This window comes from Streptococcus oralis SK304, from assembly GCF_000287715.1.
Lineage (GTDB): Bacteria > Bacillota > Bacilli > Lactobacillales > Streptococcaceae > Streptococcus > Streptococcus oralis_Y.
This window is the reverse complement of sequence record NZ_ALJN01000011.1, coordinates 1-13,113: the sequence shown is the minus strand read 5'-3', so window position 1 is coordinate 13,113 and position 13,113 is coordinate 1. Positions and strand designations below refer to the sequence as shown.

Annotated in this window: 12 protein-coding genes and 1 pseudogene; all 13 read left to right on the top strand. The window is 36.5% G+C overall.

Going from position 1 to position 13,113, the window contains the following annotated elements; genetic code table 11:
* Window positions 1-110 precede the first annotated feature (110 nt).
* The gene (gene dnaN / locus HMPREF1125_RS05905) at window positions 111-1,247 is read left to right on the top strand and encodes a DNA polymerase III subunit beta (RefSeq protein WP_000581146.1); all 1,137 of its coding nucleotides are present in this window, start codon (window positions 111-113) and stop codon (window positions 1,245-1,247) included.
* A gap of 64 nt (window positions 1,248-1,311) precedes the next feature.
* Window positions 1,312-1,506, top strand: coding sequence for a DUF951 domain-containing protein (locus tag HMPREF1125_RS05900; protein ID WP_000285192.1), 195 nt, complete (start codon window positions 1,312-1,314; stop codon window positions 1,504-1,506).
* A gap of 84 nt (window positions 1,507-1,590) precedes the next feature.
* The gene (gene ychF / locus HMPREF1125_RS05895; protein WP_001218700.1) at window positions 1,591-2,706 is read left to right on the top strand and encodes a redox-regulated ATPase YchF; all 1,116 of its coding nucleotides are present in this window, start codon (window positions 1,591-1,593) and stop codon (window positions 2,704-2,706) included.
* A gap of 73 nt (window positions 2,707-2,779) precedes the next feature.
* A complete protein-coding gene (pth, locus tag HMPREF1125_RS05890) occupies window positions 2,780-3,349 on the top strand; it encodes an aminoacyl-tRNA hydrolase (protein ID WP_000163950.1) in 570 nt (189 codons plus the stop codon).
* Entirely contained in the window at window positions 3,350-6,853 is a 3,504-nt protein-coding gene (gene mfd / locus HMPREF1125_RS05885) for a transcription-repair coupling factor (RefSeq protein WP_000258064.1), read from the top strand.
* Between the two features lie 57 nt (window positions 6,854-6,910).
* Window positions 6,911-7,177: an RNA-binding S4 domain-containing protein gene (locus tag HMPREF1125_RS05880; RefSeq protein ID WP_001234973.1), complete on the top strand. Its 267-nt coding sequence runs from the start codon at window positions 6,911-6,913 to the stop codon at window positions 7,175-7,177.
* Window positions 7,170-7,538: a septum formation initiator family protein gene (locus HMPREF1125_RS05875; protein WP_000041924.1), complete on the top strand. Its 369-nt coding sequence runs from the start codon at window positions 7,170-7,172 to the stop codon at window positions 7,536-7,538. Before HMPREF1125_RS05880 ends, HMPREF1125_RS05875 begins: the two co-directional genes overlap by 8 nt.
* Window positions 7,539-7,542: 4 nt before the next feature.
* On the top strand, window positions 7,543-7,665 hold the full coding sequence (locus tag HMPREF1125_RS12930) for an SP_0009 family protein (RefSeq protein ID WP_000429343.1): 123 nt from the start codon (window positions 7,543-7,545) through the stop codon (window positions 7,663-7,665).
* The gene (locus HMPREF1125_RS05865; RefSeq protein WP_001224811.1) at window positions 7,658-8,926 is read left to right on the top strand and encodes a serine hydrolase; all 1,269 of its coding nucleotides are present in this window, start codon (window positions 7,658-7,660) and stop codon (window positions 8,924-8,926) included. Before HMPREF1125_RS12930 ends, HMPREF1125_RS05865 begins: the two co-directional genes overlap by 8 nt.
* A complete protein-coding gene (gene tilS / locus HMPREF1125_RS05860; RefSeq protein WP_001209192.1) occupies window positions 8,923-10,200 on the top strand; it encodes a tRNA lysidine(34) synthetase TilS in 1,278 nt (425 codons plus the stop codon). Before HMPREF1125_RS05865 ends, tilS begins: the two co-directional genes overlap by 4 nt.
* A 4-nt stretch (window positions 10,201-10,204) precedes the next feature.
* Complete coding sequence (gene hpt / locus HMPREF1125_RS05855; RefSeq protein ID WP_000889395.1) at window positions 10,205-10,747, top strand: hypoxanthine phosphoribosyltransferase; 543 nt, start codon at window positions 10,205-10,207, stop codon at window positions 10,745-10,747.
* Window positions 10,748-10,762: 15 nt separating this feature from the next.
* On the top strand, window positions 10,763-12,721 hold the full coding sequence (gene ftsH / locus HMPREF1125_RS05850) for an ATP-dependent zinc metalloprotease FtsH (RefSeq protein WP_000744590.1): 1,959 nt from the start codon (window positions 10,763-10,765) through the stop codon (window positions 12,719-12,721).
* Between the two features lie 39 nt (window positions 12,722-12,760).
* A pseudogene (locus tag HMPREF1125_RS05845) lies at window positions 12,761-13,021 on the top strand (23S rRNA (uracil-5-)-methyltransferase RumA); the annotation flags it as partial.
* Window positions 13,022-13,113 lie beyond the last annotated feature (92 nt).

Sequence of the window (13,113 nt, the reverse complement as noted above, 5' to 3'; positions counted from 1 at the left end):
ACAAGCTTAGAAGCTTAAGTTTACTAAATAGCACTCAGTTTTCCACAGAATTCACACACTCTATTATTACTATTAACTTTCTAATACTAAAAATAAATAAAGGAGAATCCATGATTCATTTTTCAATCAATAAAAATTTATTTCTACAAGCCTTAAATACTACAAAACGAGCAATTAGCTCAAAAAATGCTATTCCAATTTTATCAACAATCAAAATTGACGTTACCAATGAAGGAATTACTTTAATTGGATCAAATGGGCAAATCTCCATTGAAAATTTCATTTCTCAAAAGAATGAAGATGCTGGTCTTTTGATTACTTCATTAGGTTCGATTCTTCTTGAAGCCTCTTTCTTTATCAATGTTGTATCCAGTCTTCCAGATGTAACGCTAGATTTCAAAGAGATTGAACAAAAACAAATTGTCTTAACCAGTGGCAAATCAGAAATTACCCTAAAAGGAAAAGATAGCGAACAGTACCCACGAATCCAAGAAATTTCAGCAAGCACTCCTTTGGTTCTTGAAACAAAACTGCTCAAGAAAATTATCAATGAAACAGCATTTGCTGCAAGTACGCAAGAAAGTCGTCCCATCTTAACAGGTGTTCATTTTGTATTGAGCCAACACAAGGAACTAAAAACAGTTGCGACAGACTCACACCGCCTTAGCCAGAAGAAATTGACTCTTGAAAAAAATGGAGATGATTTCGATGTGGTAATTCCTAGTCGTTCTCTCCGCGAATTTTCAGCGGTATTTACAGATGATATTGAAACTGTAGAGATTTTCTTTGCAAATAATCAAATCCTCTTTAGAAGCGAAAATATTAGCTTCTACACTCGTCTCCTAGAAGGAAACTATCCTGATACAGATCGTTTGATTCCAACAGACTTTAACACTACAATTACTTTTGATGTGGTTAATTTGCGTCAATCTATGGAGCGTGCACGTCTCTTATCAAGTGCGACTCAAAATGGTACTGTGAAGCTTGAAATTAAAGGTGGAGTTGTTAGCGCCCATGTTCACTCTCCAGAAGTTGGTAAAGTAAACGAAGAAATCGATACGGAGCAGGTGACTGGGGATGATTTGACTATTAGTTTCAACCCAACTTACTTGATTGATTCCCTCAAGGCTTTAAATAGTGAAAAAGTCACTATTAGCTTTATCTCAGCAGTTCGTCCATTTACTCTTGTGCCAGCAGATACTGACGAAGATTTTATGCAGCTTATCACACCAGTTCGTACAAACTAAGTGAAAGAGGTTGAGCCTGGCTCGCCTCTTTTATGATATAATCGAAAAAGAAAAGGAGAGTAGTATGTATCAAGTTGGAAATTTTGTTGAAATGAAAAAACCACATGCTTGCACCATCAAGTCAACAGGTAAAAAGGCCAATCGTTGGGAAATTACACGTGTAGGGGCAGATATCAAAATCAAATGTAGCAATTGTAACCACCTTGTCATGATGAGTCGCTATGATTTTGAACGAAAAATGAATAAGATTATTGACTAAGAACCCTTAGTTAGAGGGTTAGCAAGTTTTCCCTTTTTGTGTTATAATGTTAGGGATTGAAATGAGAACGGAGAATGAGAAACTATGGCTTTAACAGCAGGTATCGTTGGTTTGCCAAACGTTGGTAAATCAACCCTTTTTAATGCAATTACAAAAGCGGGAGCAGAGGCAGCAAACTACCCATTTGCGACTATTGATCCAAACGTTGGAATGGTAGAAGTTCCAGATGAACGCCTACAAAAACTAACGGAAATGATTACTCCTAAAAAGACAGTCCCAACAACCTTTGAATTTACAGATATTGCAGGGATTGTAAAAGGAGCATCAAAAGGAGAAGGTCTAGGAAATAAATTCTTGGCCAACATCCGTGAAGTAGATGCGATTGTTCACGTAGTTCGTGCTTTTGATGATGAAAATGTTATGCGTGAGCAAGGACGTGAAGACGCCTTTGTGGATCCACTTGCAGATATTGATACCATTAACCTGGAGTTGATTCTTGCTGACTTAGAATCAGTCAATAAACGCTACGCGCGTGTAGAAAAGATGGCACGTACGCAAAAAGATAAAGAATCAGTAGCAGAGTTTAACGTCCTTCAAAAGATTAAGCCTGTTCTTGAAGATGGAAAATCAGCTCGAACTATTGAATTTACAGATGAGGAACAAAAGGTTGTCAAAGGTCTCTTCCTTTTAACCACTAAACCAGTTCTTTATGTTGCCAATGTGGATGAGGATGTAGTTTCAGATCCAGATTCTATCGATTATGTGAAGCAAATTCGTGAATTTGCAGCGACAGAAAATGCAGAGGTAGTTGTTATTTCCGCGCGTGCTGAGGAAGAAATTTCTGAGTTAGACGATGAGGATAAGCAAGAGTTTCTTGAAGCACTTGGCTTGACAGAATCAGGTGTTGATAAATTGACTCGAGCTGCTTACCACTTGCTTGGACTTGGAACTTACTTTACAGCTGGTGAAAAAGAAGTCCGTGCTTGGACCTTTAAGCGTGGTATGAAAGCTCCTCAAGCAGCTGGTATTATTCACTCAGACTTTGAAAAAGGTTTTATTCGTGCAGTAACCATGTCATATGAGGATCTAGTGAAATACGGATCTGAAAAGGCTGTAAAAGAAGCTGGGCGCTTGCGTGAAGAAGGAAAAGAATATATCGTTCAAGATGGCGATATCATGGAATTCCGCTTTAATGTCTAATAATATTTAACAAATAATGTCAATTAGGTTGGAAAGCAATTCCAACCCTTTTGGCTTTTGAAAGGAAAAATAAATGACCAAATTACTTGTAGGATTGGGAAATCCAGGGGATAAATATTTTGAAACCAATCACAATGTTGGCTTTATGTTGATTGACCAATTGGCTAAAAAACAAAACATCACTTTTACACACGACAAGATATTTCAAGCTGACCTAGCCTCTTTTTTCCTAAATGGCGAAAAAATTTATCTTGTCAAGCCAACGACCTTTATGAATGAAAGCGGGAAAGCAGTTCATGCTCTATTGACTTACTATGGTTTGAATATTGAAGATTTACTCGTTATTTACGACGACCTTGACATGGAAGTCGGAAAAATTCGTTTAAGAGCAAAGGGCTCAGCAGGTGGTCATAATGGTATCAAGTCTATTATTCAACATATTGGTACTCAGGTCTTTAACCGTATTAAAATAGGAATTGGAAGGCCCAAAAAAGGCATGTCAGTTGTTCACCATGTTTTAAGTAAGTTTGATCAGGAAAACTATGTAGGTATTTTACAGTCAATTGACAAGGTTGACGATGCTGTAAATTACTATTTACAAGAAAAAAACTTTGAGAAAACGATGCAGAGGTATAATGGCTAAATGGTGACTTTATTAGATTTATTCTCAGAAAATGATCAGATAAAAAAATGGCATCAAAATCTGATAGATAAGAAAAGACAACTAATACTTGGTTTATCAACGTCTACCAAGGCTCTTGCAATTGCAAGCAGTCTAGAAAAAGAAAATAAGATTGTGTTACTGACTTCAACTTATGGAGAAGCAGAAAGAATTATCAGTGATCTTCTTTCTATCTTAGGAGAGGAACTTGTCTATCCTTTTTTGGTCGATGACTCTCCTATGGTAGAGTTTTTGATGTCTTCACAAGAAAAAATCATTTCGCGAGTTGAAGCCTTGCGTTTTTTAACTGATTCATCTAAGAAAGGGATTTTAGTTTGTAATATCGCAGCGAGTCGATTGATTCTACCTTCTCCGGCTAGATTTAAAGAAAGTATTATAAAAATTGCAGTCGGTGAAGAATATGATCAACATGACCTTCTTCACAAATTAAAGAAAATAGGCTATCGCAAAGTTACGCAAGTACAAACTCAAGGTGAGTTTAGTATTCGAGGAGATATTTTAGATATTTTTGAGATGTCTCAGTTAGAACCTTTTCGAATCGAGTTTTTTGGTGATGAAGTAGATGGAATTCGGACTTTCGAAGTAGAAACACAATTATCAAAAGAAAATCAAACAGAACTTACCATCTTTCCAGCAAGTGATATGCTCTTGAGGGAAAAGGACTATCTACGAGGTCGGTCTGCTTTAGAAAAGCAAATTTCCAAGACCTTATCACCAATTTTAAAATCATACTTGGAAGAGATTTTGTCAAGTTTTCATCAAAAACAAGTACATTCAGATAGTCGAAAGTTTTTATCTTTATGTTACGATAAAACATGGACTATATTTGATTATATTGAAAAAGATACACCAGTGTTTTTTGATGATTACCAAAAATTGATGAATCAGTATGAAGCCTTTGAAAGAGAGTTAGCGCAATACTTTACAGAAGATTTACAGAATGGTAAATCATTTTCTGATATGCAGTATTTTGCAGATACAGAGCAAAGCTATAAAAAACAAAGTCCAGTTACCTTTTTCTCCAATCTCCAAAAAGGATTAGGAAATCTCAAGTTTGATAACATTTATCAATTTAATCAATATCCTATGCAGGAATTTTTCAATCAATTTTCTTTTCTAAAAGAAGAAATTGAGAGATATAAAAAAATGAACTATACCATTATTCTGCAGTCTAGCAATTCAATGGGAAGTAAAACATTGGAGGATGTTTTAGAGGAATATCAGATTAAATTTGATTACAGAGATAAGTCAAGTATCTGTAAAGAATCTGTAAACTTGATTGAGGGTAATCTAAGACATGGTTTTCATTTTGTAGATGAAAAAATTCTCTTGATTACTGAACATGAGATTTTTCAAAAGAAATTAAAACGTCGTTTTCGAAGACAACATACATCAAATGCAGAGCGTTTAAAAGATTATAATGAACTTGAAAAAGGGGACTACGTTGTTCACTATATCCATGGAATTGGTCAATATCTAGGAATCGAAACAATTGAAATCCAAGGCATTCACCGTGATTATGTCAGTGTACAGTATCAAAATGGTGACCAAATCTCCATCCCAGTAGAGCAGATTCAGTTACTGTCAAAATACGTTTCAAGTGATGGGAAAGCTCCAAAACTTAATAAATTAAATGATGGTCATTTCAAAAAGGCCAAGCAAAAAGTTAAGAACCAGGTAGAGGATATAGCTGACGATTTAATCAAGCTTTATTCTGAGCGTAGTCAGTTGAAGGGGTTTGCTTTCTCAGCTGATGATGATGAGCAACATGCTTTTGATGATGCTTTCCCTTATATTGAAACGGATGATCAACTTCGCAGTATTGAGGAAATCAAGAGAGATATGCAGGATTCTCACCCCATGGATCGACTTTTAGTTGGGGATGTTGGTTTTGGGAAGACTGAAGTTGCAATGCGTGCAGCCTTTAAGGCAGTCAATGATCACAAACAGGTGGTCGTTCTAGTTCCGACAACAGTTTTAGCGCAACAACACTATACGAATTTTAAGGAACGATTTCAAAATTTTGCTGTTAATATTGATGTGTTGAGTCGCTTTAGAAGTAAAAAAGAGCAGGCAGAGACACTTGAAAAATTAAAGAATGGTCAAGTCGATATTTTGATTGGAACGCATCGTGTTTTGTCAAAAGATGTTGTGTTTTCAGATCTAGGCTTGATGATTATTGATGAAGAGCAACGATTTGGTGTTAAGCATAAGGAAACATTGAAAGAACTGAAGAAACAAGTGGATGTCTTAACATTGACAGCTACTCCAATACCACGTACTCTTCATATGTCTATGTTGGGAATCAGAGATTTGTCTGTTATTGAAACACCTCCGACCAATCGTTATCCAGTGCAAACCTATGTTTTGGAAAAGAATGATAGTGTGATTCGTGATGCTGTCTTGCGTGAAATGGAGCGTGGAGGTCAGGTTTACTATCTTTACAACAAAGTTGACACTATTGATCGGAAGGTTTCAGAATTACAGGAGTTGATTCCAGAAGCTTCGATTGGGTTTGTTCATGGACAAATGAGTGAAATTCAGTTAGAAAATACTCTATTGGACTTTATTGAAGGTCAGTATGATATTTTGGTGACAACTACTATTATTGAAACAGGTGTTGACATTCCAAACGCCAATACCTTATTTATTGAAAATGCAGATCATATGGGCTTGTCAACCTTGTATCAGTTAAGAGGAAGGGTTGGTCGTAGTAATCGTATTGCCTATGCCTATCTCATGTATCGTCCAGAAAAATCAATTAGTGAAGTCTCTGAGAAGAGATTAGAAGCGATTAAGGGATTTACAGAATTAGGCTCTGGATTTAAGATTGCGATGCGAGATCTTTCGATTCGTGGTGCAGGAAATCTCCTAGGAAAATCTCAATCAGGTTTCATTGATTCTGTTGGTTTTGAATTGTATTCACAGTTATTAGAGGAAGCTATTGCTAAACGTAATGGTAATGGGAATAAAAGAATCAAAGGAAATTCTGAGTTGATTTTACAAATCGACGCCTATCTTCCTGACACTTATATTTCTGACCAGCGACATAAGATTGAAATTTACAAGAAAATTCGACAAATTGACAACAGTGTCAACTATGAAGAACTACAAGAAGAGTTGATGGACCGCTTTGGAGAATACCCAGATGTAGTAGCATACCTTTTAGAGATTGGTTTGGTCAAATCTTACTTGGACAAGGTCTTTGTTCAACGTGTGGAAAGAAAAGAAAATAAGATTACAGTTCAATTTGAAAAAGTCACTCAACGACTATTCTTGGCTCAAGATTATTTTAAAGCCTTATCCGCAACGAACTTAAAAGCAGCCATAGCTGAGAATAAGGGATTAATGGAAGTTGTATTCGATGTCCGAAACAAGAAGGATTATGAAATTTTAGAAGGTTTGCTGATTTTTGGAGAAAGTTTATTAGAGATAAAAGAATCAAAGGAAGCAAATCCTATTTAACATTTTTCTTCTATAAAAAGGATAAAAATGGTAAAATAGTAATTTGAGGTAATAAAAATGAGATTAGACAAGTATTTAAAAGTATCACGAATTATTAAACGCCGCACAGTCGCAAAAGAAGTAGCAGATAAAGGTAGAATCAAGGTGAATGGAATCTTGGCCAAAAGTTCAACGGATTTGAAAGTTGATGACCAAGTTGAAATTCGCTTTGGAAATAAATTGTTGCTTGTTAAAGTACTAGAGATGAAAGATAGTACAAAAAAAGAAGATGCAGCAGGCATGTATGAAATTATCAGTGAAACACGGGTAGAAGAAAATGTCTAAAAATATTGTACAGATGAATAATTCTTTTATTCAAAATGAACACCAACGTCGTCGTTACTTGATGAAGGAGAGACAAAAGAGGAATCGCTTTATGGGTTGGGTTCTGATTTTGATGATTTTATTGTTTATTTTACCGACCTATAATCTGGCCCAAAGCTATAATCAGTTACTGCAACGTCGTCAGCAATTGACAGAGTTGAAAGAGCAGTATCAAACTCTCAGTGATGAAAAGGACAAGGAATCCGCTTTTGCTGCAAAGTTGAAAGATGAAGACTATGTAGCAAAATATGCACGCGCCAAGTACTATTACTCAAAGAAACGAGAAGCAATTTACACAATTCCTGATTTGCTTCCGAGGTAATGTCATGGAAAATTTATTGGAAGTTGTTGAACAATTTTTAAGTTTATCAGATGAAAAATTAGAGGAATTGGCAGCTAAAAACCATTTATTACGATTACAAGAAGAAAGGGAAGAGAAGAATGCGTAAGTTCTTAGTAGTTTTATTGCTACCTGCTTTTATCATAACCTCAAGAGTAGTTAGCACAGAAAAACAGCTTCCTTACTCTTCGCAAGAAATTTATTATCTAACCGAGTCTGATTATGGATTCTACTATAAAGAAACTCTGGAATCCCCAATGGTATATGGAGAAACAGCTGTCTATGCTAATGAGGATCTTGTCAAGGAGTCTGGTAAATTGACTCCTGAAACCACCTTTAAAATAGTAGAATGGCGTTTGAATAGACAAGGTGTTCCTGTTTTTAAATTAGATAATCACCAGTTTATCCTTGCAGATAAGCGCTTGGTCTATGATCAAAGTCAAGTTCAAACTCAAAATAGGCAAGTATGGTTGGAGCCAGGGTTTGTTATCTACAACAGCCCCTATGATGCGAAAGAAATTTCTTCCTCTTTATCTCCCTATCAACGCGTAACAGTGGATAGAACCCTTTTTGCTGAGGGACAAGAATTTCTTCATATTGATCAAGTTGGGTGGGTATCAAAAGATTTCGTCTCAGAAGAGGACAATCGTATCCAGAAGGTTCAAGAAATCTTATCAAACAACTATCAGAATGAAAATTATTCTATTTATGTTAAACAACTGAGCACGGGTAAAGAGGCTGGGGTGAATGAAGACAGCAAACTCTATGCAGCTAGCATCTTGAAACTAGCCTACCTTTATTATGCTCAAGATAAGATAAATCAAGGGGAATATACGTTAGAAAGTAGCTTCAAGTATATCCCAGAAGTAAATAGTTTCCCTGGGTCCTATAAACCAGAAGGTAGTGGTAGCTTACCTAAAAAAGAAGATAACAAAGAATACAGTCTTCAACAGTTGATTACCAAGGTAACAAAAGAGTCTGACAATGTTGCTCATAATATTTTAGGTTATTATGTGACCAATCAATCTGACGGGGCTTTCAAAGAAAAAATGTCCACCATTATGGGTGAAGATTGGGATGTGAATGACAAATTGACTTCTTCAAAAATGGCTGGAAAACTTATGGAAGCTATTTATAATCAGAATGGTTTTGTCCTAGAGTCTCTAGGTAAGACCGATTTTGACAACCAACGAATCGCAAAAGGTGTTTCGGTTAAGGTAGCTCATAAAATTGGAGATGCCGACGAGTTTAAACATGACACTGCCATTGTCTATACGGATTCTCCTTTCGTTCTTTCTATTTTCACCAAAAATTCTGATTATGACACTATTGCTAAGATAGCTAAGGATGTCTATGAGGTTCTAAAATGAGGGAACGGAATTTTTTAAATCACTTTCTCCAAAAAGAGTATTTCAAAAAACATTCTAAAGTCTTATTGGCTCTGTCTGGCGGACTGGATTCAATGTTTTTATTCCAGCTATTGTCTACTTACCAAAAAGAGTTGGAAATTGAGTTGATTTTAGCACATGTAAATCATAAGAAGAGAAGGGAGTCTGATTGGGAGGAAAATGAACTAAGGAAGTTAGCTGATGCAGCTGAACTTCCTATTTATATCACAAGTTTTTCAGGAGACTTTTCAGAAGCGCGTGCTCGAGAGTTTCGTTATGATTTTTTTAGGAAAATCATGAAAGAGGTTGGAGCGACTGCCTTGGTTACTGCCCACCATGCAGATGATCAAGTTGAAACGATTTTGATGCGCTTGATTCGAGGAAGTCGGTTACGTCATTTAACAGGAATAAAAGAAAGTCAAGTAGTTGATGGCATTGAAATCATCCGTCCCTTATTGCATTTTCATAAAAAGGATTTTCCACCAATTTTTCATTTCGAAGATCAAACAAATCAGGAAAGTACCTATTTTCGCAATCGCATTCGGAATAGGTATTTACCAGAACTTGAAAAAGAAAATCCTCGCCTTAAATCCGCCCTTTTAGATTTAGGAAGGGAGATTTCAGATTACCAAGTAGCCATAACGGAGCTTTCTGAACAGATTGATGTGGAAGATTTGAATGAGCTATTTTCATACTCTCAACAAACTCAAGGAATCTTGCTCCAGAATTATCTTAATCAATTTCCAGACTTAAATCTGACAAAGGCTCAGTTTGCCGAAGTTCGACAGATTTTAGCAACGAAAAGCCAGTATCGTCATTCTCTTAAAAATGGCTATGAATTGATAAAAGAGTATCAGAATTTTCGAGTTTGTAAAATCAGTCCTCAGGCCGATGAAAAGGAAGATGAACTTGTGTTACACTATCAAAATCAAGTTCGATATATGGGCTATTTATTTTCCTTTGGCATCCCTATTGAAGGGGATTTTGTTCAAAAAGTAACGGTTTCACGGGAAACATCTGTACATATTAGATGTCGAAAACCTGGCGATGTTATTATCCTAAATGGTCATCGAAAGAAACTGAGACGTTTATTTATAGATTTGAAACTCCCTATTGAAAAACGAAAAACAACCCCTATTATTGAGCAATTTGGAGAAATTGTCTCAATTTTAGGAATTGCGACCAGTGATTTGAGTAAAAACACGAAAAATGATATAATGAACACTGTAATTTATATAGAAAAAATAGATAGGTAAAAAGATGTTAGAACACGATATTGAAAAAATCCTCGTTTCACATGATGAAATTACAGAAGCAGCTAAAAAGCTAGGTGCACAACTAACAAAAGAATATGAGGGGAAAAATCCAATTCTTATTGGAATTCTAAAAGGATCGATTCCTTTTATGGCTGAATTGGTTAAACATATTGATACGCATATTGAGATGGACTTCATGATGGTATCTAGTTACCATGGTGGAACAGCAAGTAGTGGTGTCATCAATATCAAGCAAGATGTGACTCAAGATATCAAAGGAAGACATGTTTTATTTGTAGAGGATATCATCGATACAGGTCAAACTTTGAAAAATTTGCGAGATATGTTTATTGCAAGAGAAGCAGCTTCTGTTAAAATCGCGACTTTGTTGGACAAACCAGAGGGACGTGTTGTTGAAATTGAAGCGGATTATACCTGCTTTACTATTCCAAATGAGTTTGTAGTAGGTTATGGTCTGGATTATAAGGAAAATTATCGTAACCTTCCTTATGTCGGAGTATTGAAAGAAGAAGTTTATTCAAATTAGAAAGATCTATCTTTAATGAAAAAACAAAATAATGGTTTAGTTAGAAATCCATTTCTCTACTTGTTAATTATCTTCTTCCTAGTGACAGGATTCCAGTATTTTTACTCTGGAAATACTGCTGGACGAAGCGAAAAAATTAACTATACAGAATTGGTAAAAGAAATTACAGCAGACAATGTAAAAGAATTAACCTATCAGCCAAATGGTAGCATCATTGAAGTGTCTGGTGTTTATAAATATCCTAAGACTAGTAAAGAGGAAGCAGGAATTCAATTTTTTACTCCTACAGCTACAACAGTAGAAAGATTCTCAAGTACTATTCTTCCGTCTGATTCAACAGTTTCAGAATTGCAAAAACTTGCTTCTGAACATCAGGCTGAAGTTACAGTCAAACATGAGAGTTCAAGTGGTATGTGGATCAATATCCTTGTGTCTGTTGTTCCATTTGCTATTCTTTTCTTCTTCCTATTCTCTATGATGGGAAATATGGGAGGAAATAATAGTAGAAATCCAATGAGTTTTGGACGTAGCAAGGCTAAAGCTGCTAATAAAGAAGATATCAAGGTACGTTTCTCAGATGTTGCAGGTGCTGAGGAAGAAAAACAAGAATTAGTCGAAGTTGTTGAATTCCTAAAAGACCCAAAACGATTTACAAAACTTGGTGCGCGTATTCCTGCGGGTGTTCTTTTGGAAGGACCTCCGGGAACAGGTAAGACCTTACTTGCTAAGGCAGTTGCTGGAGAAGCAGGGGTTCCGTTCTTTAGTATCTCAGGATCTGACTTTGTAGAAATGTTTGTCGGAGTTGGTGCAAGTCGTGTTCGTTCTCTTTTTGAGGATGCAAAAAAAGCAGCGCCAGCTATCATCTTTATCGATGAAATTGATGCTGTTGGTCGCCAACGTGGTGTCGGCCTCGGTGGAGGAAATGATGAACGCGAGCAAACTTTGAACCAACTCCTGATTGAGATGGATGGTTTTGAGGGAAATGAAGGAATCATCGTTATCGCTGCAACTAACCGTTCAGATGTTCTAGATCCAGCTCTTCTCCGCCCAGGACGTTTCGATAGAAAAGTCTTGGTTGGTCGCCCTGATGTTAAAGGTCGTGAAGCAATCTTGAAAGTTCACGCTAAAAATAAACCTCTGGCGGACGATGTTGATTTGAAACTAGTTGCCCAACAAACCCCAGGCTTTGTGGGAGCTGACTTAGAAAATGTTCTAAACGAGGCAGCCTTGGTTGCAGCCCGTCGCAACAAATCAATTATTGATGCTTCAGATATTGATGAGGCAGAGGACAGAGTGATTGCTGGACCATCTAAGAAAGATAAAACAGTATCACAAAGAGAACGTGAATTGGTTGCTTATCACGAGGCCGGACATACCATTGTTGGTTTAGTCTTGTCAAATGCCCGTGTTGTTCATAAAGTTACCATTGTACCACGTGGACGTGCAGGTGGCTACATGATTGCACTTCCGAAAGAGGATCAAATGCTTCTATCTAAAGAAGACATGAAAGAGCAATTGGCAGGTTTGATGGGTGGTCGTGTAGCTGAAGAAATTATCTTTAATGTTCAAACTACAGGAGCCTCAAATGACTTTGAACAAGCTACTCAGATGGCGCGTGCAATGGTAACTGAATATGGTATGAGTGAAAAACTAGGACCAGTTCAATACGAAGGAAATCATGCTATGTTTGGTGTACAAAGTCCTCAAAAATCAATTTCAGAACAAACAGCCTATGAGATTGATGAAGAAGTACGTTTATTATTAAATGAGGCACGAAATAAAGCAGCTGAAATTATTCAATCAAATCGTGAAACCCACAAGTTGATTGCAGAAGCATTGTTGAAATACGAAACATTGGATAGTACACAGATTAAATCTCTTTACGAGACAGGAAAAATGCCTGAGACAGTAGAAGAGGAGTCTCATGCACTATCTTATGATGAAGTAAAATCAAAAATGAGTGAAGAAAAATAAATTTAGAGAGGTTCAACCTCTCTTTTTATTTTCTAATGTGATGGTTACCGAGCAGATGCATTGATAGTTGACCCTCCTCGTACAGGCTTAGATGATAAGCTGTTGGATACCATTCTGACCTATGTCCCAGAAAAAATGGTCTATGTATCCTGCAATGTTTCGACCTTGGCGCGAGATTTAGTTAAACTGGTAAAAGTCTATGATCTCCAGTATATCCAGTCGGTCGATATGTTTCCCCACACTGCACGGACAGAAGCAGTTGTTAAGTTAGTGAAGAAAATAAAAAATCAACTTCATTGAAAAAAAGTTCTTGACAAAGGAGGAAAAGTAGGTATAATAGAAAGAGTTGAAAAGCTCAAGGTCCGTTGGTCAAGGGGTTAAGACACCGCCTT